Origin of the sequence: Polaromonas sp. (assembly GCF_012927485.1) — a bacterium.
GTDB lineage: Bacteria > Pseudomonadota > Gammaproteobacteria > Burkholderiales > Burkholderiaceae_C > Polaromonas.
Map to the genome: position 1 here is coordinate 115,693 of NZ_JABBPC010000004.1, position 25,152 is coordinate 140,844.

Genomic DNA, 25,152 nt, shown 5'->3' on the forward strand with positions numbered 1-25,152 from the left:
TGAAATGCAATTTCAGCAAGCACGGAAGGCAAATAAATCCAGCATTGGTTGGCATCGCCATGAGTGCGTGGCTCTTCCATAGCTACGGTTTTGGCCGCCTTCGAAGCTGCGCTTGGATGGCCCGCATCGCAGTTCTACCGCAGCCGCCAATCGACGCATTTTTGTGTGAAATTCGATCTCGCAGGGCGTTGCGCTTTCATCAAGACGACGGGGCCGATATTAAGATCACGGCATGACAACTTCAAGCTCTCTGAATGCGCGCGCCCCGGCTGCCGGTACCCTGCGCCACGACGCCCGGGTCATCGGGTTGGTCGGATTGGCGCACCTCATCAGTCACTTCAGTCAATTGTTGCTCGCACCGCTGTTTCCCTGGCTCAAGGACGCGTTTAACGTCAGTTACGCGGAACTGGGATTTTTGATGACGATATTTTTTGTTGTCTCGTGCGCGGTGCAAGCCATGGCGGGCTTTGTTGTAGACCGGTTCGGTCCGCGTCCCCTTCTCTTTGGCGGTCTTGCCCTGCTCGGCATTGCGGCCTTTGGCTACTCGCTCAGTACCAGTTACTGGATGATGGCCGGGTTTGCGGTGGTGGGTGGGGTGGGTAATGGTGTGTTTCACCCCGTGGACTACACCTTGCTCAATCGAAAAATCAGTCCGTCGCGATTGGGGCACGCTTACAGCGTGCACGGCATTACGGGCAGCTTGGGCTGGGCGTTGGCACCGGCGCTTGTAGTGACGCTAACGCTGGCCTATTCTTGGCGAGTGGCGCTTGCCAGCGCAGCTGTGCTGGTGTTCGCGGTACTTGCCATATTGCTGGTGAATCGCGAGAAGCTGGCGCTGAAGCTTGCGTCACCTGACAAGGGCGCGCCGTCGGTCGATGGCGGCTTGGGTTTTCTTAAAATCCCTGCGGTGTGGGTGTGTTTTGCGTTCTTTTTTTGGTACGCCATGGCGCTCAGCGTGGTGCAGGCTTTTGCACCGGAGTCAGCCCGCCAATTGCATGCGGTCCCATTACCGCTGGTGGCGATGTGCCTGACGATTTACATGGTCTGCAGCGCGGGGGGCATGGTGCTGGGCGGGTTTCTGGCCGCCGACCCAATGCGATGCGAGCGCATTGTCGGCACTGGCATGGGTGCGGCAGCAACCGTGGCGCTACTGCTGGCTTTGGGCCGCCTGGAAGCATGGATGGTGCCTGTGTTGTTTGGCGTCATGGGTTTTGTGTCGGGGATTGCAGCGCCTTCGCGCGATTTGCTGGTGAAGCGTTCAACCCCTGAAAACGCAACAGGCCGCGTTTATGGTGTGGTGTATGCGGGCCTGGACATCGGACAGGCAGTGTCACCGCTGATCTTTGGCATCATGATGGACCATGGGCAGTACCGCGGTGTTCTGCTGGGCTTGGCGTTGGTGCAGGCGGTGCTGATTGTCAGTGCCTTCAATGTACGAAGGGTGCGGCGCGTAGCGGTGGTTGCCGCATGACTCGGAGGTGCGGTTTTATACTGCGGCCCATCGACATTTTTTAGGCAGTAATGAATTCTTCAGGCTCCAGTTTTATTGGTTTCTCCGTTGCCGGTTCGTTAGGCACAGCCCTTTTTTTGAGTTCGTTCCTCACGCACTCGCAGGTCGCACCCCTGACGGACAAACTGGTGGGCGATGCGGGCGGTGCTGTCTACCTGACACAAAGCGTAGTGCGCGGCAAAAGCACGGACACGTCCGTTTTGCCTTACGGTTTTATCGACTACGGTCGGATGTTCGCCCGCGTGGATACCTTGGGTGTCAAAACAGTCGCTTTGGGCTACGGCTATCTTGAGCTGGCGGGCAGGCTGAGCCAGGACGGCTGGCGTGCCAACACGCCGGTGCTAGCGGGGCTGACAGACCGTAAAACATCGATTCCGCTGGGCATCGGGACCTTCCAGGAAACGCCTTATGGCGCTTTTTTTCTAAATGCATTTGTAGATGCCAACAAATCGCATGGCACCTTGTTGGAGGCTACTTATGCGGCTCAATTCCGTCTGGGTAACTGGTCTTTCTATCCCCAGTTTGGCCTCGAATACCGCAACGTGAAGTACACCAACTATTTCTATGGCGTGTCACCTGCAGAGTCGGTGACGAGCGGCTATGCAGCGTATAGCGCCACTGCGTCAACAACGCCGGTGCTTGGCTTGGCGCTGGATGTGCCATTGGGCGGGCCATGGATGATCAACTTACAACTCCGCCGCAAGTGGCTCGATTCGACTGTACAGAACAGCCCGCTAGTGAATAAGAAGACTCAAGACTCCGGATTTATGGCACTTGCGTACCGGTTCAATTAATCCCCCAGGGGTTGCTCAGGAGGGCGCAGAGTTAAGCACTGAATACAAGGTGTTGCAAAGGCCTGGGTTGAAGCGTAAATTAACAGTTGGAGACTGTAGATTGCCCAATCCTTCAACACATGGAGTTCCACATGACCCCATCCAACGCACCCGCAGCCAAACCAGAAGAGGGCGAGTTTGTCCGCTGGATTGAAGAAAAATCCGAAACCATGAAGGCGGGACTTCGTGATAAGTTTCCACCCGCAACCAGCGGAGTCGGCGCCATCGGTCCCGAAACCTTCACCCAACGCATTGAGGAAGTTTTGCTGGGACATGAGCCTCCAGCAGCCGAGTTGCTCGAGGAACTTGCAGCGCTCGATGGCGCCCCACCGTTGAGTGATGAAGAACTGGCCAGGCAGGCTCTCGCTGACGGAGGCGTGGACGGCAATCCGGACACGCCGGAATAGCCAACTTCTGCCGGGCCCGTGTTTTTTTGTCGACTACGGTTTCAGTGCTGTTGTGCAGTCTGTCGGGCGGCACAGCGTCGGCGTGATTAAACAACTGCCCGGGCTGCGAGATTATTTTGTTAATAAATAAAAAAGGCCGGGATGAACCGACCTTTTTTCGTCAACCCTTTGAAGGCTTATTCCTTGATGTCCACGCCGTAGAAGTTGTGGCGGCCAAAAGGACTGTTTTTAAAATCGATCACACTTTTGCGCATAGGTTTGATCTGCACGGCGTGGGCAATTGTGAACCAAGGCGCCTGTTCCTTGAAGATGACTTGCGCTTGTTGATACAGCTTGGTGCGCTCCGCTTGGCTGGTCACGGTTTTGGCTTTTAACACCAAGTCCTCATAGGGCTGGTAGCAAAACTTGGCGATGTTGCCGCCACTGGCGGACTTTGCAGACGCGCAACCGAGCAGGGTGTACAGGAAGTTGTCTGGGTCGCCGTTGTCGCCGGTCCAGCCCAGCATGCCCATCTGGTGCTCACCTGCCTCCAAGCGCTTGCGATACTCGCCCCATTCAAAGCTCTTGATCTCGGCCTTGACGCCAACTTTCACCAAGTCGGCCTGCATCAACTCTGCAATGCGCTTGGCATTCGGGTTGTAGGGCCGTTGTACCGGCATGGCCCACAAATCGGTGGTGAATCCGTTCGGATAGCCCGCTTGTGCCAGCAGTTTCTTGGCGGCTACAGGGTCGTAGACGTCGTCTTTGACGGCATCGTTGTAAGACCACATGGAGGGGGGGATGGGGTTCTTGGCAGCAACGCCGGTGCCAAGGTACACACCGTCAATAATGGCCTTCTTGTTGATGGACATATTGATAGCCTTGCGAACGCGTACGTCGTCAAACGGCTTTTTGGTCGTGTTGTAGGCCAGGTAGCCGACGTTCAGCCCGGGTTGTTCGAGCACCTTGATGTTGGGGTCCTTGCGAATGGCCTGAAGGTCTGCCGGGTTAGGGTAGGGCATGACATGGCACTCGCCCTTTTGGAGTTTGGCCCAGCGCACAGAGGCGTCAGGCGTGATGGAATACACCAGGTCGTCAATTTTGGCTTTGCCTCCCCAGTACTGGGGAAATGCCTTGTAGCGAATAACGGCATCTTTTTGGTACTGCACCAGGTAGAAGGGTCCGGTACCGATAGGGTCTTGGTCAATCTTCTCGGGTGTTCCCGCCTTGAGCATGGCGTCGGCATATTCTTTAGATTGAACCGCAGCGTAGGGCATAGCCAGATTGGCAAGAAACGGTGCTTCCGGCTTATCCAAAATAATTTGAACGGTGTAGTCGTCTACTTTTTGCACTGACTTCAGCAGTTTCGGCATGCCCATGTCACTGAAATAGGAGTGGTTGGAGCTTGTCACCTTGAAGTAGGGGTTATCTTCTTTCCACTGACGCTCAAACATGAACACCACGTCATCGGCATTGAAGTCTCGGGTCGGTTTAAACGCACGCTGACTGTGCCATTTCACCCCTCTACGCAGGTGAAACGTGTACTCCTTACCATCTGCTGAAATATCCCACTTTTCGGCAAGGCCGGGAATGACTTTGGTGCCGCCACGCTCAAATTCCACAATGCGGTTGTAAATGGGCTCATCTGCATCGAACGACGTACCAGTAGTGTTGATGCCCGGGTAGAAATTCTCGGGGCTGCCCTCAGAGCAGAACACCAGCGTCTTTGCGGAGACCGGCGAGAGCGCGAGCAGCGTTGGCAGCGCGACCGCGCACAGCAATGCGCGATAGACCGGACGCAATTGGCGCGCACTTGATTTAATCTGGATCATCTGACGGACTCCCTTTGGGCGTTGATGCTGCAATGCAGCGGGCTGACGGCCAGTTAGCGTGGGATTTGTGATGCACGCACGCTGGTCGTTGAAAAGCCTGGCCCAAAAAATGCGGATAAGCATGGTTTCAGGTCAAGCAGGAAGGAATTTCTCTGCATAGTGACACGCGACCTGCCGGTTTGCAACTTCACGAAGAAGGGGCCTTTCGGCGCGGCAGCGCTCGGTAACATGCGGGCAGCGGGTTGAAAACACGCAGCCACTGGGTGGATTCAGCGGAGAGGGCAACTCGCCTTTGAGCACAATGCGCTGTTTGATCGTGCCTGAAGCGTCGTTTCCGGCTATGCCCGGCGTGGACGCAAGCAAGGCCTGGGTGTAGGGATGCAGGGGCTGTGCAAACAAGCTATTCTTTTTACCTTGTTCCACGGCGTGGCCGAGGTACATGACCAGCACGTCATGGGCAATGTGGCGCACCACGCCGAGGTCGTGCGAGATGAATAGGTAAGCCAGCCCCATCGACTGCTGCAAGTCGGCCAGCAAGTTGAGTACTTGAGCCTGAATCGACACATCCAGCGCCGACACCGGTTCGTCGGCTACCACCAGCGCGGGGTTGAGCATTAGCGCACGCGCTATTGCGATACGCTGGCGTTGTCCACCCGAAAACATGTGCGGGTAACGGTCATAGTGCTCTGGCCGCAAGCCCACCCGGGCTAGCATGTCGCGCGCGCGGCTGGCGCGCTCGCCAGCAGACAGTGAAGTGTTGATTTCCAGCGGTGCCTCAAGAATGGCGCCGATCTTCTTGCGTGGATTCAGTGAACCATAGGGGTTCTGAAACACCAACTGCACCGCTTTGCGAAGCCCCAGGCGTTCTTCCCGAGACGCGTGGGCGGTATCAATACCCTGGATAAGCAATTGACCTTCGGTGGGCGTTTCAATCAGTGAGATCATCCGCGCCAATGTTGATTTTCCACAGCCCGATTCGCCCACCACAGCGAGCGTCCTGCCCGCCTGAACGGTGAATGACACACCGCCGACCGCCTGGAGATGATCGGGGGCGCGCATGAAGCCGCGCCGAACTTCGTAGACACGTTTGAGATCCCTGGCTTCAACCACCAAGGGAGCTTTTCCCGCGGACGCGTTTTGAGACGTGCTCATGGGTTTGTCGCCGCGATCACCGCCGTATCCCGCAGGATGGAGGCCTCACGGGTGGGGTCTCCCAGCGGATAGTGGCAGCGCACCATGCCGTCCTTCCAGGCGCGCAGCAGCGGGCGCTCATGACGCGAATAGTCGGTGGCATAGCGGCAACGCGGCGAGAACAGGCAACCGGTCGGCCGGTCATGGAGCCCCGGCACCATGCCGGGAATGGTCGCCAGTCGCGCGCTACCATCGCTGCGCTCCGGCAGGGCGGCCAGCAGCGCTTCAGTGTAGGGGTGCTGTGGTGCGTTGAAGAGGGCGTGCGCGCTTTGCTCTTCCATAATTTGGCCGGCGTACATCACGGCTACGCGCTGCGCCATTTCGGACACCACGCCCATGTTGTGAGTGATCAGCACCAACGCCATGCCCCGTTCTTTTTGCAAGCTGCGGAGCAGGTCCAGGATTTGGGCCTGAATGGTCACGTCCAGGGCCGTGGTGGGTTCGTCGGCAATTAGCAGCCGCGGGTTGCAGGAAATTGCCATGGCAATCATGACGCGCTGATTCATGCCGCCCGACAACTGATGGGGGTAGGCTTTCAGCCGACTTTCGGGGGCGGGGATACCGACTTGCTCAAGGAGCTCGATGGCCCTGCGCGTGGCAGACTTGCGGTCCAGACCCAGATGAAGGCGCAGAGGCTCCGTCAGCTGAAAGCCGATGGTGAAGCAGGGGTTCAAACTGGTCGTGGGATCTTGAAAAATCATAGCCACATCTTTGCCGGTGAGCTTGCTGCGCTCTCTGGTCGACAGCGTCAGCAGGTCGTGGCCGGCAAAGCGCAATGTGTCGGCCCGGACACTGCCGGGATACGCTACCAAGCCCATCAAGGCCATCATCGCGACGCTTTTACCGGAACCGGATTCGCCAACGATACCCAGTACTTCACCTTCTTCGAGTGACAAGTTGACGCCGTCAACGGCGTGCATGACACCGTTTTGCGCAGGAAAATCGACCGACAGGTTTTCTATTTCAAGCAAGGCCATGGCACGTAATTCTTTCAGCGCTTCAGCTTCGGATCGAACGCATCACGCAGACCGTCGCCCAGCAAGTTGAAGGCCAGCACAGTAATCAATATTGCGAGGCCGGGAAAGGTGACAACCCACCAGGCGCGGAGGACAAATTCACGGGCGTCGGCGAGCATGGTGCCCCACTCGGGGGACGGCGGTTGGGCGCCGAGACCGAGAAAGCCCAGCGCGGCCGCGTCCAAAATGGCTGTGGACACCCCGAGCGACGCCTGCACTATCAGCGGCGCCGTGCAATTGGGCAGAATTTCGCTAAACATCAGCCGGAAGCGGCTCGCACCGTTCATGCGCGCTGCCGTCACGTAATCGCGAGAGGTTTCTGTAATCACCGCTGCCCGGGTAATTCTGACGTAATGCGGCAGCACGACGATGGAAACGGCCAGCATCGCATTCATCAGGCCGGGGCCCAGAATGGCCACAATCACGATGGCCAACAGCAGGCTGGGCAGCGTCAGAATAATGTCCATCATTCGCATGATGGCTATTTCAAAAATGCCACGGAAAAATCCAGCCATGAGGCCGAGCACCGTACCAACGATTACCGACACGGAAACTACCGCCAGACCGATCACTAGTGAAAGGCGTGCTCCGTACATCAGGCGCGACAGGATGTCGCGACCAATAGCGTCAGTGCCCAAAAGGTAGGCGCTCGAGCCGCCCGACTGCCAAGCCGGGGGTTTGAGAAAGACGGTAGTGTTCGTAATATTGGGAGCGTGAGGCGCCAATAGAGGCGCAAACAGCGCGACCAGCAGCACCACTGCCACAATAATCAGGCCCATCACGGCACCGCGGTTGGCACTGAAGTAAGTCCAAAACTCACGCAGCGGATGCATCGGCGCTGGCGGAGTGACCGGGGTCAAGGATGCTGCGCTCATCGCTGATGCCTGATGCGTGGATTAATGATGCCGTAGGTAATATCAACCAGAAGATTAACAGCCATCACAATCGCGCCTAGCAACAAAATGCCGCCTTGCAAAACCGGGTAGTCCCGTCGGCTGATGGCTTCTATCAGCCATTTGCCGACACCCGGCCAGGAGAAAATGGTTTCGGTCAGGATTGCGCCTGTGAACAAGACACCCACCTGCAGACCAATCACGGTGATTACTGGAATCAGCGCGTTGCGAAGCGCATGCACGGCCACCACACGCAGGTTGGAGAGTCCCTTGGCGCGGGCGGTGCGGATGTAGTCTTCGCCGAGTACCTCGAGCATCGCCGAACGCGTCATGCGCGCAATCACCGCCAGCGGGTTGGTCCCCAACACGATGGTCGGCAAAATCAGGTGGGAGACTGCCGACCAGAACGCTCCCTTGTCATCGGAGAGCAATGAATCGATGAGTAAAAATCCGGTGGTGGGCTCAATAAAATACTGCACCGACAGGCGGCCCGAAACCGGGGTCAAATCGAGCTGCACGGAAAACAGCAGGATCAGCAGCAGACCCCACCAAAAAATCGGCATGGAGTAGCCCGTGAGGGAAATCCCCATGACGCCGTGGTCCAAGATGGAATTGCGCTTGACAGCAGCAAGAATGCCCGCCGGGATGCCGATCAACAGTGCAAAGACGATGGCGCAGAGTGCCAATTCAATCGTGGCAGGAAAGAGGGCTAGAAATTCGTGCAGCACGGGCTCTTGCGTAATCAGGGATTTGCCCAGATCGCCCTTGAGCACCCGGCCAATGTAGATTCCGTATTGCACCAGAACCGGCTGGTCAAGGCCGTACTCTTTGAGCAGCATGGCATGACGAACCGGATCTATTCCGCGCTCGCCCGCAAGCGTTTCAATGGGGTCGCCCGGGACCAGACGAATTAAGAAGAAGGCCAGTAGCGTCATCCCAAAAAAGGTGGGAATGATCAGGCTCAGCCGGGTAAAAATAAAGCGCAGCATTATTGCAAGAGACTAAAAAAAGGCGCTGGGCGGCGCGGTAGAAAATTCGCCGCTGAGGCGACCAGCGGAGTCCGCAAATATCGTCGCCATTTTGGCTTTTGAGAGCGGCAGCATGGATATATTGTGTTGATAGTCTGGCCCGCCCGGCTATAGCGCTGGCAGTTTTTGAGTTTATCAACAAATTTGCCAATATCGGAGCGTATTGCTTGCAACCGACTACCCAGTAACCCGCATAAATCAGAGCCTTTTTGGCGGATAACCCGGCGGTTCGAACGCTTTAGTCGCCCTGTCTAGTCGCGTCCCAGTGGCCCGGCGCGCAGGCAAAAAAAAGGCCAGTGAATGCTGGCCTTTTAAGTCTCGATAAAAATCGATTACTTAACGTGCTTACCGATCAGGCCAGCCATCTCGAACATCGACACCTGCGCCTTGCCGAACACGGCGCGCAGTTTTTCGTCGGCATTGATCATGCGTTTATTGAGCTTGTCTTGCAGGCCTTTGGACTTGATGTAATCCCATAGCTTTTTGACGATCTCGGTACGTGGCAAAGGCTTGTCGCCCACCACGGCCGCGAGTGCAGGGCTCAAAGTCAACGCTTTCATGAACGCTGGATTGGGCGTACGCTTTTTCGCCGGAGCTACTTTTTTCGCCGCTGGCTTTGTGGCTGCGACTTTCTTTGCGGGAGCTGCTTTTTTCGCAGCGACAGTCTTCGTTGGAGCTGCTTTTTTCGCAGCTACTTTTTTTGCCGGAGCAGCCTTTGTTGCAGGTGCTTTTTTTGCCGGGACCTTTTTTGCAGTTGCCATGATTGATTTTCCTTCTAGAAGTTGACAAATCACCACCGGAATAACTACTTTCTTGTGGCTCTGCGGATGCTACTGGAGAAAAAGGCTGTTTCATAGCTAAAAAGCACTTTATTTGCAGGTTGATGTTGTAGATTTACCTATGAAAATCAAAAAAACACCTTAAAGCGTTGCACTGCGGTCCGCCGATTCGCTGCCAGCGACCTGTTCCCTGGCAAAAAGGACCTTCTGAAAATCGCAACCAATGGCGCAAAAAAAGACCTCGCTGCCGGCCAGCGCGCACGGCTAAGACTGACAACGGCAACGGTGGGTCACCCCAGAATCAAGTCGAGGAACTGGCAAAATGGTGCTTCCACATTTAAGGAAAGTCACCAGGAAATGACCCTATCTGCCACCGTTTCGTTTGCTACCTGCGATTTGTGCGACGCCTATAAAAACGACAGCTCTGGCGAGTTCCGGGTGTTGCCGCCTGTTTTTAAAGACTTTGGGGGCCTTCGAAAATTTAGCGGATCCATTGCTACCGTCAAATGCTTCGAAGACAACTCGTTGCTGAAAGCCGCTGTGGACTTGCCCGGTGAAGGGCGCGTGCTGGTGGTTGACGGCGGCGCATCACTTCGCCGCGCTTTATTGGGCGGCAACCTGGGTGCAGCCGCCGCAAAAAATGGCTGGGCAGGCGTCGTGATTGATGGTTGCGTGCGGGACGTTGCCGAACTGGCGCAATGCCGCACCGGAATAAGGGCGTTGGCTGCCATGCCGCTGCCTACCGAAAAACGTCAAGAGGGCCAACGCGACGTTGCAGTTCAAATTCAGGGCGTGTGGATACGTCCCGGCGACTGGCTTTATGCCGATGAAGACGGCATCGTCGTTATGCTGGCGCCGCGCACTGCCTGAGCATCGGTGCGGCGCCGGCGCCTACAGTTGCAGATCAGCGGATGGGCGAAGCGCTCCAGCGCGAAAACGCGTGGGGCGACTTTTTAGCTGGTCAAGCCCTTGTAGAGCATGTAGGCAGCCAACCCATACAGAATGCTGGCAAAGACCCGTCTGAGCTTGTCTACAGGTATCTTGTGAGCAGCCCGGGCGCCCAGCGGCGCTGTGATGACACTGCAAGTCGCAATCACGCCCAGCGCCGGAAGCCAGATGTAGCCAAATGAGCCCGCAGGTAAATCCTGCACAGTCTGACCGCTGAGTGCGTAGCCGAGCACATTCGCAACGGCGATCGGGAACCCGAGTGCTGCGGAGGTGGCCACTGCATTGTGAATCGCTACGTTGCACCACGTCATGAAGGGCACGCTGATAAAGCCGCCGCCTGCACCGACCAAGCCAGAAAGAAAGCCGATGAAGCCGCCGGCCACCAGCTGGCCTCCGGTACCAGGCATTTGGCGGCTGGGTTTCGGTTTTTTATTCAGAAACATCTGGGTCGCCGAGAAACTTACGAACAGGCCAAAAAAGATGGCCAAGTAAGAACCTTTGAGCAGCGAAAACACCCCCAAGCTGCCGATGATGCTGCCAACCACAATGCCGGGCGCCAGCCGCTTGACAATATCCCAGCGCACAGCACCGTGTTTCTGGTGGGCCCGAACGCTCGAGATAGACGTGAAGATGATGGTGGCCATGGACGTCGCGATCGCCATTTTGACAGCCAAATCCGGGGAAACACCGCGGTTCGACATGATGATCGTGATGAACGGCACCATCACCATGCCGCCGCCAACGCCCAACAAGCCTGCGAGAAAACCGGTGCCCAGGCCCAAAAGTGCAAGTTCAACGATAAGGAGCGGTTCGAGATTCATAGGTCAGGAGAGACTTGTGGCAACTGTCCGGAAACCGACAGGGAAATAAGGTGTCTGCGAGTGCCACTGGACCGTCATCCTGAACCGGGGTTCAGGTGGGCGAGGGCAGTCAGGTTTCGGGTTCGTCTGACGCGAGACGATCACGCCTGCCGGACAATTTACCAAGCCCGTGCTCGTGGAGCATTGGTTCAAGGAAATGTAAAGCCCAGTGCGCATCGCAGACAAATTCATTGTAGAGCTTTGTCGCCTCGGACGTGTGGACGCATCGGAGATTCAGGGGGCGCCCGCCACGCGCTAAAGCAGGCGACCGTCCGTGCCCAGTGCGGTGTCCAGCCGCTGCAGCAATACAGACAACTCCGGGCGCGCCGCATCGCCAGCGATTTCGGAGGAGGCCGTCGGCGCCTGCGGTTGTGCTGCGCCAGGCGCATCCAGGTCACCTGCGGTGCGCTCCTGAAGATCAAACGCGAGGTTCAGGGCAGCCAGGACGGCGATACGGTCACGCGCCTTGATTTTGCCGATGTCGCGAATTTTGCACATGGCTGCATCCACCTTTTGAACGGCCTCCTGCAGTCGAGCTTCCCCATTTTCGGGGCACCCCAGCAAGTAGTTCTGACCCATGATTTGAACTTCGATCTGTTTCATCGCTCACTTCCGGTCGGCGTTTTGATAGGGTGACCGCTGCTTTCCGGAAGGCGTTCAATCAAAGCCTCCACGCGGGCTCGCGCGGCGCTAAGCCGTGACTTGAGCGACTCGCACTCGTGGGTCAAAACGCCAACCTGCTCGTCGAGCAAAGCGTTGGTACGTTGCAATTCCTCGTAGCGCAGCAAAAGCCGTTCAACGCGTTCGGTGATCTGGTCGATTTGGTTTTGGTTCGACATAGCGATGCTGATTGTAGGGTTTGCTGCGGCTTTGCCGCGTAGAATCCCATCCGTTGGTGCTCGCGGTGTGGTTCACATGCTGCAGTTCAACGGGAAGCAGGAGGGAGTCAGAGCCATTCGAACCGGGTCAGCCCAGTTCGAAAGCGCCGCGATTTCTAACCTGCGCTGCCCCCGCAACGGTAAACGGACGAATGCCGCTCCTCAAATTTTAAATTTGTAGACGCATTCAGCTTTCATCAATAGCCACTGAGCGTTTTGAACACGCGCCTGGGAAGGCGATGAGAGTAGTTCCGTCAGCCCGGATACCGGCCAACAAGGTGAACGCGCACGTCCTTAATTTGGGTGGGCGTTCGTAACGCTCATGCACTGGCGGGGAAGCCGGTGAGGGCATTTTTGTTGATTGCTTAGTTCATGAAAAATTCTGTTTCTCGCGCTCGCCTGGCCGTGCTTGCTTTGGCATTGCCCGTTACCACGGCCGTTTTGGCGCAAGCCGGGCCCGTACCTTCACTTCGAGAGGTGGTGGTGACTGGTGGCCGGGTGATCGGCCCACGTGAATCCCAGCCCTTTGGTACGAGCGTCATTACTGAGGCAGATATTCAACGTATCGGTGCAGCCACGGTCAACGACGCCATCATGCGGCTGCTGGGTGTCGTCGGTCGTCAGGATTTCTATGGGGGCGGCGACTACGCACTGGATCTGCGGGGTTTTGGAAGTACGGCAGGCAGTAACCAGATTGTTATCGTCGATGGTATCCGCCTCAATGAAGCGGATTTAAGTGGTACCCGCCTGGCCGGTATTCCGATTGAATCGGTATCGCAAATCGAAGTGATCCGCGGCAGCGGTGCAGTTTTGTACGGCGAGGGCGCGACGGGGGGCGTCATCATCATCACCACAAAGGCTGGAAAGGGTACCGAACGCAACAATGGGGCATCTTTGTACGCCGGCGTGGGCAGCTACGGCCTCCGCGAGGAACGCGCGAATGCAACGCTTGCAAGCGGAGGATTCTCAGTGGACCTCAATGCAATGAGCCGCGATGCAGACAATTATCGAGATAACTTTCGCTCTAAGACGGGGGCGGTCTCAGCGGCCGCCCAGTGGAGTAACGAGTGGCTGCGCTTGGGTGCAAGCCAGGCGCAAGATACTCTTGACACGGGTTTGCCCGGCTCTTTGACTGCTTCCCAGTACCAAAACAATCCCCGGCAATCGACACATCCGCTCGACAAAGCTTCCATTAGTAACCTTCGCAACGGCGTTCTTGCTGAAGCAGCTTTAGGGGACTGGCAGCTTTCGGCCGATGCGGGATGGCGGGAAAAGAAATTACGTAGTCTCTCTGTCTCGTCCTTTGGCAGTTTCAACTATGACTACGACGTCAAGGCCACCACCTACGCTTTACGCGCCGCACACACGGCGAAACAAGCCGCCTTTTCAAACAGCCTGACACTAGGCACTGACTACGGAAATTGGCAGCGCAATGTGCTCGGTGCGTTCGGGTCCTCTGCAACCCAAGCTTCACGCGCCTATTATTTTCGTGATGAGCTAACGGTGTCGTCCACCGGCACCACGCTGTCCATGGGTGCACGAACAGAGCGCATTAACAAAGACAGCACAAGCGCTTCATCCGGTCTATCCGATCGGCAGAATGCGTGGGAGCTCGGGCTTAACCAGCCGCTCAACAAAGAGGTTTCTGCTTATGGCCGTGTGGGCCGCAGCTTCCGCTTAGCCAACGCAGACGAATTTAGCTACACATCGCCCGGGGTCACCTTGCTACCACAGCGTTCCACAGATGTAGAGCTCGGCTCGCGCTATGCCTCGGGGCCAGTCAAGCTCGAAGCCCGTTGGTACCGTAGCGCGTTGACCAACGAGATTGGCTTCGATCCGAATGCGGCTGATCCGTTCGGTGGAAATTTTGGTGCCAACGTCAACTTTGACCCAACCCGCCGTTCAGGACTTGAATTGGACGGCAGTTACGCCTACCGGGCGAACCTGAACCTACGCGTTAACGCAGCACTGCGCAAATCCACATTTGCATCGGGTCCGTACGCCGGTAAGGACGTACCGCTCGCACCAGATCGCACCTTTGCTGTTCACGCGGACTGGATCCCACTACCTAAACATCTCGTAAGTGGCGGAGTCAACTGGGTGTCGTCACAGCGTCCTGACTTTGCAAACCAGTGTTCCATTCCCGCTTACACGACAGCCGATGCACGCTACGCTTACCAGTGGCAGAACGTGGAATTGTCCCTTGGTATCACCAACCTGTTTGACCGGAATTTCTACACACAGGCTTTCGGATGTGCCGCAAGCGTAACGACATCCATCTATCCAGAAGCTGGACGTGCGGCCGTCGCTGCGGTGAGGATCAAGTTCTAGAACGTGGAGACCATGCATGCGTCGCTCCTGTTGGGACGAAAATGCTGATTGACACTGAGCAACCATCACCCACCGACCATGTCCACCGTCACTTGTCCCGTTGTTCTCATCTCTGCCCCCGCGTCGGGTCAGGGCAAGACGACCGTGGCCTGCGCACTGGCGCGGTTACATGCAAGGCAGGGTCGGCGGGTCCGCGTGTTCAAGTGCGGCCCCGATTTTCTGGACCCGTACTGGCTGACACTCGCAAGTGGTGCGCCCGTCCACCAGATCGACTTGTGGATGAACGGCGAGGCCGATTGCGCGCAACGCCTGCACGACGCCGCGCTGGATGCAGACCTCATCATTGTTGAAGGGGTTATGGGTTTGTTCGACGGCCCGCCCAGCGCGGCCGATCTGGCCCAGCGCTTTGGCTTGCCTGTAGTCGCCGTAATCGATGCCAGCGCCATGGCAGGCACTTTCGGTGCGTTGGCCTATGGCTTGCAGCATTACCGCGATAGTTTGTTTTTTGCCGGCGTACTGGCCAACCGCGTGGCATCGCCAGGTCATGCGGTGATGCTTGAAGACAGCTTGCGCGAGCCTGCCCAGTGGCTGGGTGCGCTCATGCGAAGCGACACCTTCGCACTGCCCGAGCGGCACCTGGGCCTGGTTATGGACCATGAACTCGCCGATGCGCTGCAACGGGTCGATGCGGCGGCTGATGCGCTGACCACGACCCGGCTAGGACAAATGACGGCCGACGATCTGCAATCGTGGGCTGTCACGCTGGAAACAAATGCTGATGCAGAAAACGAACTCCTGGAGTTTCCGTTTGGCCTATTGCTCGGACAAACCATTGCGGTGGCGCGCGACGCCGCCTTTTGCTTTCTGTATGCCGCCAACCTTGATTGCCTGCAGGCAATGGGTGCCCGAATGGCTTATTTTTCTCCCATGGCAGACGAGAAACTGCCGCTCTGCGACGCCTTGTGGCTGCCCGGCGGCTATCCCGAGTTACATGCCCAAAAGATTGCGGCCAACACCGCCATGAAAAGCAGTATCGCAGCGCACGTCCAGTCCGGTAAGCCGGTCTGGGCAGAGTGCGGCGGCATGATGGCCTTGTTCGGGGAGATCACAGACGTCGATGGGAAAAGGGAACCGATGTGGGGCATTCTGCCGGGCGGCGTAACGATGCAAAGGCATTTGGCGGCCCTGGGTCCTCAGCAGCTCGAGGTGGCAGGCGGCATCTTGCGCGGCCACACCTTCCATTACTCCACCTGTGACACGCCGTTGCAGAGTTTCACGCGCACCCAGGCGGCGCCGGGTCAGGTATTGCGTGGTAACGGCGAGTCGCTTTATGTGACCGGCCCGACGGGTTCGGTACGGGCCAGTTATTTTCATGCATGGTTTCCCTCCAACCCGCCCGCTGCGGCCCGGCTTTTTTTAAAAGGCAGCCATGCGTGAAAAACTGAGCAGCTGGCGCGCGCTGGCGGCTAGCCAAGACACCTCCGTTTATGGCCCGCAACGCATCGTTTGTCTGACGGAAGAGCCCACCGAGTGGCTTTATCTGTTGGGCGAGGAGCGCCGCATTGTGGGCATCTCCGGCTACACCGTGCGCCCACCGCGTGCGCGTGAGGAAAAACCCAAGGTCAGCGCCTATTTGAGCGCCAAGATCGACAAGATCGTGGAACTGCAGGCCGACTGCGTCATTGGTTTTTCCGACCTGCAGGCCGACATTGCCGCGCAGTTGGTTCGGCGCGGCATTCAAGTCACCATCTTTAACCAGCGCAGCGTGGCCGAGATTTTTTCCATGATGTACCAGCTGGCCGCCATGGTGGGACAGGTTGCGCGGGGCCTGGAACTGATCCAGGCCATGCAAAGCCGCTTGCTGGCGATCAGCCAAGCTGCTGCCACACTGAAACGCCGGCCACGCGTGTATTTTGAAGAATGGTTTGACCCGCACATCAGCGCCATTTGCTGGGTCTCCGAACTGATGGGTATTGCTGGCGGCGACGACTGCTTCCCCGAACTGGCCGCGCAAGCCATGGGCAAGGACCGCATCATTGGCGACGGCAGTGAGATTGTGCGGCGCAACCCCGACATTATTTTCGGTTCCTGGTGCGGTCGAAAATTTCGTCCCGCGCATGTGTTGGCCCGCCCGGGTTGGGAGGTCGTCAATGCCGTTAAAACTGGCCAGCTGTTTGAGATCAAGTCGTCCGAAATTCTTCAGCCCGGTCCTGCGGCACTGACGGATGGCGTGGAGCAATTACACCGCATCGTCATGGACTGGAGCCGCCAGCATGAGTGAAAAGCTCGCCACGGCCCGCAGTGAACTGATTCTGGGGGGGCAAAAAAGCGGCAAGTCGCGCCGAGCCGAAATGCTTGCGCTGGGATGGATGGCCCAATCACCTGCCCACCACGCAGTACTGATTGCCACGGCTCAAGCCTGGGACGATGAAATGCGCGCGCGTATCGAGCGACATCAGCAAGACCGCGCCATCCGTGTGCCTGGCATGCGGACCATTGAAGAGCCTTTGCAACTGGCGCAAGCCTTGACCCGTTACAGCGAGCCCCACACATTGGTGGTGGTCGACTGCTTGACTTTGTGGCTGACAAATTTGCTGATGCCTGCGGAGTATGCTGAAAAAAAGCAGCCTGTTGTGCAAGATGAGTCTGCACCAAAAGCTATGATTTTAGGAGCAATTAAAGCGGTGTCCGGGCCAGTGGTGCTGGTCGGCAACGAGATCGGACTGGGCGTGATTCCGCTGGGGCGCGAGACGCGGGCATTTGTCGACGCACTGGGGCGGCTGAACCAGGAAGTGGCCCAGGTCTGCGAGCGAGTGACCTTCATGGCAGCCGGTTTACCGCTTACCTTGAAAGGCCGGCCATGAAATTAGCGTCGATCAGTCGGACAACCCTGGCGCTGATGCTGCTTTGCATTGCGGCGCTGGCACCCGCCCACGCCTTGCAAGTCACTGACGACCGGGGAGCGACCATCACCTTTGCGCAAACACCGCAGCGCATTGTCAGCCTGCTGCCTTCGCTGACCGAAAGCGTCTGCGCCCTTGAGCAATGCCAGCGCCTGGTGGGTGTGGACCGCTATTCCAACTACCCAGCCAGTGTGCGACAGCTGCCCGTGATGGGCGGGGGGCTGGATCCGAACATTGAGAGCATCGTGGCGCTCAAACCCGACGTCGTGTTGCTGGCCACATCGTCGCGGGCGAGCCAACGGCTGGAGTCGCTGGGCATCAAGGTCGTTGCGCTGGAGCCCAAAAAGCACGCCGATGTCAAGCGCGTGTTGCGGACGCTTGGGTTGCTGCTGGGCGTACCCGAAGAGGCGGGCGCCGAACGCTTGTGGCGCATCATCGATACCGGTGTCGCGGCGGCCGCCCAGTCGCTGTCACCTAAAGCCAGAAACGCCCGCGTGTACTTTGAAGTCAACCGCGGTCCCTATGCTGCGGGCGAATCCTCTTTTATTGGCGAAACACTGATGCGATTGGGCGTGAGAAATGTGGTGCCCGCCTCGCTCGGGCCCTTTCCGAGGCTCAATCCTGAGTTTGTAGTACGTGCCAATCCGGACGTGATCATGATGGGCGAGCGCAGCATGCAAGCCATGATTCCCTACCCGGGTTGGTCCAGCATCAAGGCTGTTCGGGAGCAGCGAATTTGCGTCTTCGGAGTGGATGAGGCTGACGTGGTGGTGCGCCCCGGTCCGCGCATGGCGGAGGCGGCCCGCATCATGGCCAAATGCCTTGAAGATAAAGCCAGATGAGTCCGGTTTTCGTCCCTCACAACCAGCACCGAAAGGCCTTTTGGCTTGCCACCGGGCTGCTACTGGCGACTGCGGCGCTGCTGCTTTTTGGCGTCAGCGTTGGCAGCACTGGGTTTGACAGCCTGCTGGCCATGCAGCACGACCCGCAGGCATTGCTGATCGTTAGCGAGATTCGTCTGCCGCGCACCGTGGGCGCCTGGCTGGCAGGCGCTTTGCTCGGCTTGGCGGGCGCCGTCGCTCAAGGCCTGTTCCGCAATCCGTTGGCGGATCCTTATTTATTGGGCAGCGCGTCCGGCGCCTCACTCGGCGTGGCTGCGGCCATGGTGCTGTTCGGCGTGTCGCCTCTGGCGACGCACTGGCTGGCGCGTCTTGGCCTGACGGGGGCAGCCTTCGTCGGCGCTGTTCTCTCCGTATTGCTGACTTTGCTGCTGGCAAAAGGCGTGCAGCACACGTTGCGCTTGCTGCTGGCTGGCGTGGTGGTCGGTGTGGTGCTGGGCGCGATCACCGCGCTCGTCTTGCTTTTGAACCCTGACATCATGCAGTCGATGCAGTCGTTTATGCTGGGCAGTACCGGTTTTGTCGGCTGGGCCGCTTGTGTCGTAATGGCCGTGGCCTTCATCGCCTGCCTCGTTGCCGCCTGGATGCTGAGCCATGTTCTGGATGGCCTCGCGCTGGGTGAGGCCACCGCTCAAAGCTTAGGAATGCGCTTACCGCAAATGCGGGCGGCTCTGGTGGCGATACTGGCACTGGCCACAGGAGCCGCCGTAGCGCAAACGGGGTTGATCGCCTTTGTCGGCCTGGCTGCCCCGCACTTGGTGCGTTCAATAGTGAAAACCACCTATGGCCGTCTGATTGCGCTGGCCAGTCTCACAGGCGCCGTGCTGCTCATGGCGGCCGACATTCTGGCACGCTGGCTGATTGCGCCCCAAGAGCTGCCCGTGGGCGTGCTGACCGCCGTGTTGGGCGGCAGTTATTTGCTTTGGCTGATGCACAGGCACACCGGACGGGGAGCCGGGCTGTAATGCTGTCTAGCGATTCAGGGGCCATTAATTCAGTCGCCATCTGCGCCCGCTCCATAAGTGCCAGCCTCGGAAGTGTCGAGGTATTGCACGACATTTCATTGGTGCTGCCATTGGCGCGCTGGACCAGTATTGTTGGCCCCAATGGCGCCGGCAAGTCCACCTTGCTTAAGGTGCTGGCCGGGCTGCTGCCGCATCAAGGCGAGGTCGCTTTACTCGGGCGGCCGCTGGTCGGCATGCGCGGACGCGAACGCGCGCAGCAGCTGTCCTGGCTCGGTCAAAACGAAGGCTCGGCCGATGACTTGACCGTTTACGACGTCGCCATGCTGGGCCGACTGCCGCACCAGGCCTGGCTCGCGCCGCCCAGCGTCGCAGACCACGCTGCAGTAGAACGTGCTTTGCGCGCGACACAGGCTTGGGACTGGCGCGCCCGCGCGCTTGGTCAGCTGTCGGGCGGCGAGCGCCAGCGCGTGTTGCTGGCGCGTGCGTTGGCGGTTGAGGCACAGGTGCTGCTCATGGATGAACCGCTTGCGAACCTTGACCCGCCGCACCAGACGGACTGGTTGCTGACGGTTCGGGGTTTGGTGGCTAATGGAAAAACCGTAGTCAGTGTGTTGCATGAAATATCGTTTGCGCTGCACGCCGACGAGTTGGTGCTGATGGACCAAGGGCGTGTGACACACCAGGGCCTCTGCACCGATGCGGCCACACACCGCGCGCTGGAGCAGGTGTTTGACCATCGCATTGCCGTGCACCAACTCGCTGGCCAGTGGGTGGCCTTGCCGAAAATCTAACTTCGCAAAGACGCCGCTTGCAAATAGAAACGCGGCCTTTGTATAAACCCTGGGACAAGCCTGAAGTCGAACGCCACAGCCTGCTTCTCGTCAAACCCGCGAACGGCACAGCCAAACGCACTGCCGCTTTCGACTTGGCCTTGCCTGCGTACGGCCGGATAAAGCAAGCTCAGCTTTTTAATTTTTGATTTTAGTTTTACGGTTGTCTGGACGTCACCAGCTTCAATAGACACCTGTTCAGGCCGAAATTGAACGGGAATGATAGCCATGAAGACAGTGAGATACCCAGCCGAATTCAAGGCTGAAGCGGTACGACAAGTGACCGAGCACGGGCACGGAGTCGTTGACGTCGCCAAACGTTTGGGCATGTCCGATAAAAGTCTGTACCTCTGGGTGCGTCTTGCAAAGGAAAGAGCTGGCCCTGGCAGTGGAGAAACTGCCCAGCTCAAAGCGGAAGTGTCGCGCCTGAAGGCTGACTTGAAGAGGGCCAACGAGGAGCCAATGAATCTTTGTTGGTGCGCCTCAAACAGTCCTTTGAAGACAGTCAGCGCAGTTACGGCAGCCCCCGCTACAGGGCAGGAATGCCATCCACCACCGCACCCGAAAGCGGCATCATCGGGTTGGTGACGCCGATGTGCCGGGGGCCTTGGCAGAGCTTTTTGATGAGATCTTAAAGCCGGAGTTCGTGCTGCAAAAATCGTCAGATTTTCAATTGACAGCTACAGCATGAAGCGAGCCCATACGGCCCTAAAATACAAGACGTCCGATGAGGTTCATCGGACGTCTGTGAAGGGATTTAAGCCTCAACGTATCAACCGTCAACCTGTCAACCTATGACAGGTCGGTCCGAATACAAACCTATAGATGCGCACCGCAATAGTGCAGTTATCCAGACGACGAAGTTGGTATCCTTAGCCCGTGGACTCCCAACTCGTTCTTTAAAGGAACGGATGTGTGATTTCGCAAGGCTTAAATGGGGTTTGGTTGTGTTTCAGGAGTATTTTTTATGCATGATGGCGAGGAATCCGTGTTGGAGCCTTCAGAGGTAGTGATACGCAAGCGGCGCAAAGGCATTTACATATTGCCGAACCTGTTTACCTTGGCGGCGTTGTTCGGTGGTTTCTACGCCATTGTGATGGCCATGAACGGGCGTTTTGATCAGGCCGCTATTGGCGTGTTCAGCGCCATGGTGCTTGACAGCCTTGACGGCAGGGTTGCTCGAATGACCAACACCCAGAGCGCTTTTGGGGAGCAGATGGATTCCCTGTCGGATATGGTGTCGTTTGGAGCAGCGCCAGCGCTGATCGCTTATGTTTGGGCTCTAACCAGTCTAGGGCGGTGGGGTTGGATCGGCGCTTTTGTTTACTGCGCCTGTGCCGCTCTACGGTTGGCTCGTTTCAACGTGAACACAGCCGTGGTGGATAAGCGTTTTTTCCAGGGCTTGCCTTCGCCAGCCGCCGCCGCCCTCGTAGCCGGTTTTATCTGGTTGATGACGGACACCGGCATCACCGGACTGGAGGTGCGCTGGATCACCTTTGGATTGATGCTTTTCGCGGGGTTGACCATGGTCACCAACGTACCGTTTTACAGCTTTAAGGACATTCGGATGAAACGCAGCGTGCCTTTTGTTGTCATCGTGTTAATTGCGCTGGGGATTGCCGTCATCAATATCCATCCGCCCACTGTGGTATTCGGTCTCTTTGTTCTGTACGGCTTATCAGGTTACGCGCTGTATGGTTGGCGCAAGGCCAAGGGGCAGCAGACTAGCGTCATTTCCACCTCGATGGACGAACCTGAAGAGCGCGGTCTTCACAAGTAACTTGTGGTACATTTTCAGTCATGAAAAGGATTTCTCTAGCGCTATTACTAGCTGCCAACGGGCGGAGACGGTAGCGCACGCGTATACCAATCTCAAACGGCCCGTTTGCACCAGCAACGGGCCGTTTTTCTTTTGGGTTGCTGGGTTTGAATTACATAGAAACCGATCATGTTGATACATGCTCAAGCCCAAGGCGAGAATGAGGGACTTGCAGATCCGGTTGCCGCCTGAGCTAAACACAGTTAAGAAAAGGAACTCTCCATGCCCGACAAACTACTCATTTTTGACACCACCTTGCGCGACGGCGAACAGTCACCCGGCGCTTCGATGACTAAGGACGAAAAACTGCGGATTGCCCGCCAGCTGGAACGGCTGAAGGTTGACGTTATTGAAGCCGGTTTTGCCGCAAGTTCAAATGGTGATTTTGAATGTGTCAAAGCCATTTCAGAGGTTATCAAGGACGCGACCATCTGCTCGCTGGCCCGGGCCAATGACCGCGATATTGCACGCGCTGCCGAGGCATTGAAGCCCGCCAAATCAGGGCGTTTGCATCTTTTTCTGGCAACCAGTGCGCTGCACATGGAAAAGAAACTGCGCATGACGCCAGACCAGGTGTTTGAGCAAGCCAGGCTTTCGGTGCGTTTTGCACGCAACCTAATGGCTGATATCGAGTTCAGTCCAGAAGACGGCTACCGCTCCGACCCTGACTTTTTGTGCCGGGTACTCGAGGCCGTTATCAACGAAGGTGCAACTACTATTAACGTACCGGACACTGTTGGATACGCAGTTCCTGAGCTGTATGGACACTTCATCAAAAACTTGCGTGAACGTATTCCCAATAGCGACAAAGCCATTTGGTCGGTGCATTGCCATAATGATTTGGGCATGGCCGTCGCCAACTCCCTCGCAGGCGTGAAGATTGGGGGTGCTCGGCAGGTTGAGTGCACCATCAACGGTTTGGGTGAACGTGCAGGCAATTGCTCGCTTGAAGAAGTAGTGATGGCGGTTAAAACCCGTAGGGACTATTTCGCTCTCGATGTTGGCATCAATACCCAACACATTCTCGCGACCAGCCGCATGGTCAGTCAGACCACAGGGTTTGTGGTTCAACCGAACAAAGCTGTAGTGGGCGCAAACGCCTTTGCCCACGCATCCGGCATACATCAGGATGGTGTACTCAAGGCGCGCGATACCTACGAAATCATGCGGGCTGAAGATGTGGGCTGGAGTGCCAACAAGATTGTGTTGGGCAAGTTGAGCGGGCGCAATGCCTTCAAGCAGCGTTTGCAGGATCTTGGGGTCTCGATGGACAGCGAGGCTGACATCAACAATGCATTTATCAAGTTTAAGGACCTGGCGGACCGAAAAAGCGAAATTTTTGATGAAGACATCCTTGCTTTGGTAAGTGGCGAGAGCGTCATGCGCGACAAAGAACAGTATGGATTTGTCTCTTTGTCGCAGCACAGCGAAACCGGTGAGCGCCCTCAAGCTTGCGTCGTTTTTACGGTTGACGGCAAGGAAGTGAAAAGTGAGTCAGACGGCAACGGCCCCGTCGATGCTTCCCTTAAAGCGATTGAGTCACACGTTAAAAGTGGTGCAGAAATGGTGCTCTATTCGGTGAACGCCATCAGCGGATCCACGGAAAGTCAGGGAGAAGTAACGGTACGTCTGCAAAATAGTGGGCGCGTCGTGAATGGCGTGGGTGCGGACCCCGACATTGTGGTGGCGTCGGCGAAGGCCTATCTCAGCGCGCTCAATAAGCTTCAAAGTAAAGCTGATCGCGTGGCCGCACAGGGTTGACGCAGCACCGCAAAAAAATAAATCGTTTATTTTCAAGTGCTTAGCGAGGTTTTCTACCAAAAATCCGGGCGTTAGCGGGTAGAACCACGTGCCACCGAATGGCGGTTTAGGAAAGTCACGCAAGTTTTTGATATTGCGTGGCTTTTTCTATTTGTATACACTTCAGCCATCCCATTTATTGCAACTCAAAGCAGGCCTCACCTACCATGTCTAATCGGATTTTCAATCGGGCATTAAAAATCGTTGGATTTGTGGCTTTGGTTGCTGCACTGGCCGTGCCGGGAGTTAACGCAGCAACCGGCAAGCGCGTCATTGTAAAAAAGCCGCACATTGCAAAAGTGCACGGATCCAAAAAGGTTGTCGCAACCCGTAAAAGTGCCCGGTTTGTTGCAGGGGCAAAACACGGGACCATCATTCGCGCTGCAGTCCCTGCCAGTCCCTCGTTTGGCCAAATTGCAGGTCTTCATGGTGCGCAGGATGCGCTTGATCTGAAGTCCAGCGTGGCCTTGGTCATCGACCAGGATACACGTGAAGTGCTGTTCAGCAAAAATGATCATGCGGTGTTGCCGATTGCCTCGCTGACTAAACTGATGACTGGGGTCATTATCAGCGGTGCCAAGTTGCCCTTGGATGAGATGATCACCATAACGCAGGACGACGTGGACACCGAGAAACACAGCAGTTCGCGACTCAAGGTCGGAACGACTCTGACCCGCGGAGAATTGCTACACCTCGCCCTGATGTCCAGTGAAAATCGAGCAGCACACGCTTTGGGCCGCACCTATCCCGGTGGCTTGACAACGTTTGTAAGTTTGATGAACGCCAAGGCGAAAATGCTGGGGATGAATGGCACGAATTACGTTGAGCCGACGGGACTTTCCAGTCGCAATCAGTCCACCGCCCAGGACTTGGCCACACTGGTCAATGCTGCACATGGGGATCCGATGCTGCGCGAGTTGACCACCTCCCCGGGATACCAAGTTGCAGTGGGTAACCGAACGCTCCAATTTAACAATACCAATCGTTTGGTGAAGAACCCGGAGTGGGATATTGGCCTTCAGAAGACTGGCTACATCACGGAAGCTGGCCAGTGCTTGGTGATGCAGACAAAAATTGCAGGGCGCAAGCTGATCATGGTTTTTCTGGATTCAGCCGGCAAACTTAGTCGTTTGGGAGATGCCGAGCGCGTACGCCGTTGGGTCGAGTCGAATCCTATTGCCGATCACAAAGTGAATATTAGCGCTGCGGCCAAGCAAGATAACGGGTAGAGGACGGCGAACTGTTTCGTCGCGCTAGAACAAAAAAACCAATTTGTCGGCTGTTGTATTCCGATTCCAGGGTGCTGAAAAAAAGTAATTCAGCCTAAACGAAATATCGCGTTCACTTCGCCTTGTACCCCAGCGCTGCAGAAATTTCATTGGCAGTCGCCTGCAGTTTTGGCAGCCAGTGCTCGTCCAGCCGGTCGGCGGGCGCTGAAATAGACAGACCCG

General features: G+C 57.0%; 24 protein-coding genes, 1 pseudogene and 1 riboswitch. Of the genes and pseudogenes, 15 read left to right on the plus strand and 10 right to left on the minus strand.

The features are described 5' to 3' along the window. Window positions 1–232 precede the first annotated feature (232 nt). From HHJ16_RS01130 to HHJ16_RS01140, 3 genes are all read left to right on the plus strand, one after another. Window positions 233–1,471 carry an MFS transporter gene (locus HHJ16_RS01130; RefSeq protein ID WP_293639980.1) on the plus strand — a complete coding sequence of 413 codons (1,239 nt, stop codon included), beginning with the start codon at window positions 233–235 and terminating at the stop codon, window positions 1,469–1,471. A gap of 116 nt (window positions 1,472–1,587) precedes the next feature. Continuing rightward, a complete protein-coding gene (locus HHJ16_RS01135; protein WP_293639982.1) occupies window positions 1,588–2,304 on the plus strand; it encodes a MipA/OmpV family protein in 717 nt (238 codons plus the stop codon). 131 nt (window positions 2,305–2,435) lie between these two features. Next, window positions 2,436–2,750 carry a hypothetical protein gene (locus HHJ16_RS01140; protein WP_293639984.1) on the plus strand — a complete coding sequence of 105 codons (315 nt, stop codon included), beginning with the start codon at window positions 2,436–2,438 and terminating at the stop codon, window positions 2,748–2,750. A 176-nt stretch (window positions 2,751–2,926) separates the two neighbouring features. On the opposite strand, the gene HHJ16_RS01145 is transcribed toward HHJ16_RS01140, so the two are convergent. From HHJ16_RS01145 to HHJ16_RS01170, 6 genes are all read right to left on the minus strand, one after another. After that, a complete protein-coding gene (locus HHJ16_RS01145; RefSeq protein WP_293639986.1) occupies window positions 2,927–4,561 on the minus strand; it encodes an ABC transporter substrate-binding protein in 1,635 nt (544 codons plus the stop codon). 132 nt (window positions 4,562–4,693) lie between these two features. After that, the gene (locus HHJ16_RS01150; protein WP_293639988.1) at window positions 4,694–5,713 is read right to left on the minus strand and encodes a peptide ABC transporter ATP-binding protein; all 1,020 of its coding nucleotides are present in this window, start codon (window positions 5,711–5,713) and stop codon (window positions 4,694–4,696) included. Next, complete coding sequence (locus HHJ16_RS01155; RefSeq protein WP_293639990.1) at window positions 5,710–6,729, minus strand: ABC transporter ATP-binding protein; 1,020 nt, start codon at window positions 6,727–6,729, stop codon at window positions 5,710–5,712. Before HHJ16_RS01155 ends, HHJ16_RS01150 begins: the two co-directional genes overlap by 4 nt. A 14-nt stretch (window positions 6,730–6,743) precedes the next feature. Further along, on the minus strand, window positions 6,744–7,643 hold the full coding sequence (locus HHJ16_RS01160) for an ABC transporter permease subunit (RefSeq protein WP_293639992.1): 900 nt from the start codon (window positions 7,641–7,643) through the stop codon (window positions 6,744–6,746). Beyond that, window positions 7,640–8,650, minus strand: a complete 1,011-nt coding sequence (locus tag HHJ16_RS01165) for an ABC transporter permease subunit (protein WP_293639994.1) — start codon at window positions 8,648–8,650, stop codon at window positions 7,640–7,642. The genes HHJ16_RS01160 and HHJ16_RS01165 overlap by 4 nt, the downstream gene beginning before the upstream one ends. A 371-nt stretch (window positions 8,651–9,021) precedes the next feature. Continuing rightward, a complete protein-coding gene (locus HHJ16_RS01170; RefSeq protein ID WP_293639996.1) occupies window positions 9,022–9,450 on the minus strand; it encodes an SWIB/MDM2 domain-containing protein in 429 nt (142 codons plus the stop codon). A 375-nt stretch (window positions 9,451–9,825) separates the two neighbouring features. Between HHJ16_RS01170 and rraA the strand changes: the two genes are divergently transcribed. After that, window positions 9,826–10,338, plus strand: coding sequence for a ribonuclease E activity regulator RraA (rraA, locus tag HHJ16_RS01175; RefSeq protein ID WP_293639998.1), 513 nt, complete (start codon window positions 9,826–9,828; stop codon window positions 10,336–10,338). A gap of 83 nt (window positions 10,339–10,421) precedes the next feature. Here rraA and HHJ16_RS01180 read toward each other — a convergent pair whose 3' ends face one another. The 3 genes from HHJ16_RS01180 to HHJ16_RS01190 all read right to left on the minus strand — a co-directional run bounded on the left by HHJ16_RS01180 (window position 10,422) and on the right by HHJ16_RS01190 (window position 12,115). Beyond that, the gene (locus HHJ16_RS01180) at window positions 10,422–11,237 is read right to left on the minus strand and encodes a sulfite exporter TauE/SafE family protein (RefSeq protein ID WP_293639999.1); all 816 of its coding nucleotides are present in this window, start codon (window positions 11,235–11,237) and stop codon (window positions 10,422–10,424) included. 294 nt (window positions 11,238–11,531) lie between these two features. Then, complete coding sequence (locus HHJ16_RS01185) at window positions 11,532–11,879, minus strand: cell division protein ZapA (RefSeq protein WP_293640000.1); 348 nt, start codon at window positions 11,877–11,879, stop codon at window positions 11,532–11,534. Then, entirely contained in the window at window positions 11,876–12,115 is a 240-nt protein-coding gene (locus HHJ16_RS01190; RefSeq protein WP_293640001.1) for a DUF904 domain-containing protein, read from the minus strand. The genes HHJ16_RS01185 and HHJ16_RS01190 overlap by 4 nt, the downstream gene beginning before the upstream one ends. Window positions 12,116–12,152: 37 nt before the next feature. Continuing rightward, window positions 12,153–12,444: riboswitch (cobalamin riboswitch) on the plus strand. A gap of 115 nt (window positions 12,445–12,559) precedes the next feature. Here HHJ16_RS01190 and HHJ16_RS01195 point away from each other — a divergent pair. The 11 genes from HHJ16_RS01195 (at window position 12,560) to pbpG (ending at window position 24,930) form a co-directional block, all read left to right on the plus strand. Beyond that, window positions 12,560–14,485, plus strand: a complete 1,926-nt coding sequence (locus HHJ16_RS01195) for a TonB-dependent receptor (protein ID WP_293640003.1) — start codon at window positions 12,560–12,562, stop codon at window positions 14,483–14,485. A 78-nt stretch (window positions 14,486–14,563) separates the two neighbouring features. Then, a complete protein-coding gene (locus HHJ16_RS01200) occupies window positions 14,564–15,922 on the plus strand; it encodes a cobyrinate a,c-diamide synthase (RefSeq protein WP_293640004.1) in 1,359 nt (452 codons plus the stop codon). Continuing rightward, window positions 15,915–16,766 carry an ABC transporter substrate-binding protein gene (locus HHJ16_RS01205; protein ID WP_293640005.1) on the plus strand — a complete coding sequence of 284 codons (852 nt, stop codon included), beginning with the start codon at window positions 15,915–15,917 and terminating at the stop codon, window positions 16,764–16,766. Before HHJ16_RS01200 ends, HHJ16_RS01205 begins: the two co-directional genes overlap by 8 nt. Then, complete coding sequence (locus HHJ16_RS01210) at window positions 16,759–17,349, plus strand: bifunctional adenosylcobinamide kinase/adenosylcobinamide-phosphate guanylyltransferase (protein ID WP_293640006.1); 591 nt, start codon at window positions 16,759–16,761, stop codon at window positions 17,347–17,349. The genes HHJ16_RS01205 and HHJ16_RS01210 overlap by 8 nt, the downstream gene beginning before the upstream one ends. 35 nt (window positions 17,350–17,384) lie before the next feature. Beyond that, entirely contained in the window at window positions 17,385–18,230 is an 846-nt protein-coding gene (locus HHJ16_RS01215) for an ABC transporter substrate-binding protein (protein ID WP_293640019.1), read from the plus strand. Then, window positions 18,227–19,252 (plus strand): iron ABC transporter permease, encoded by a 1,026-nt coding sequence (locus HHJ16_RS01220; RefSeq protein WP_293640007.1) that lies wholly within the window; start codon window positions 18,227–18,229, stop codon window positions 19,250–19,252. Before HHJ16_RS01215 ends, HHJ16_RS01220 begins: the two co-directional genes overlap by 4 nt. Then, on the plus strand, window positions 19,252–20,043 hold the full coding sequence (locus HHJ16_RS01225; RefSeq protein ID WP_293640009.1) for an ABC transporter ATP-binding protein: 792 nt from the start codon (window positions 19,252–19,254) through the stop codon (window positions 20,041–20,043). The genes HHJ16_RS01220 and HHJ16_RS01225 overlap by 1 nt, the downstream gene beginning before the upstream one ends. Window positions 20,044–20,310: 267 nt before the next feature. Next, on the plus strand, window positions 20,311–20,670 hold the full coding sequence (locus HHJ16_RS16850; RefSeq protein WP_366557450.1) for a transposase: 360 nt from the start codon (window positions 20,311–20,313) through the stop codon (window positions 20,668–20,670). A 379-nt stretch (window positions 20,671–21,049) separates the two neighbouring features. After that, the gene (gene pssA / locus HHJ16_RS01230; RefSeq protein WP_293640011.1) at window positions 21,050–21,862 is read left to right on the plus strand and encodes a CDP-diacylglycerol--serine O-phosphatidyltransferase; all 813 of its coding nucleotides are present in this window, start codon (window positions 21,050–21,052) and stop codon (window positions 21,860–21,862) included. 261 nt (window positions 21,863–22,123) lie between these two features. Then, the gene (locus HHJ16_RS01235; RefSeq protein ID WP_293640013.1) at window positions 22,124–23,662 is read left to right on the plus strand and encodes a 2-isopropylmalate synthase; all 1,539 of its coding nucleotides are present in this window, start codon (window positions 22,124–22,126) and stop codon (window positions 23,660–23,662) included. Window positions 23,663–23,868: 206 nt separating this feature from the next. Beyond that, window positions 23,869–24,930: a D-alanyl-D-alanine endopeptidase gene (pbpG, locus tag HHJ16_RS01240; RefSeq protein ID WP_293640014.1), complete on the plus strand. Its 1,062-nt coding sequence runs from the start codon at window positions 23,869–23,871 to the stop codon at window positions 24,928–24,930. Window positions 24,931–25,042: 112 nt separating this feature from the next. On the opposite strand, the pseudogene HHJ16_RS01245 reads toward pbpG, so the two are convergent. Then, window positions 25,043–25,152 (minus strand): annotated as a pseudogene (locus tag HHJ16_RS01245) (IclR family transcriptional regulator); the annotation flags it as partial.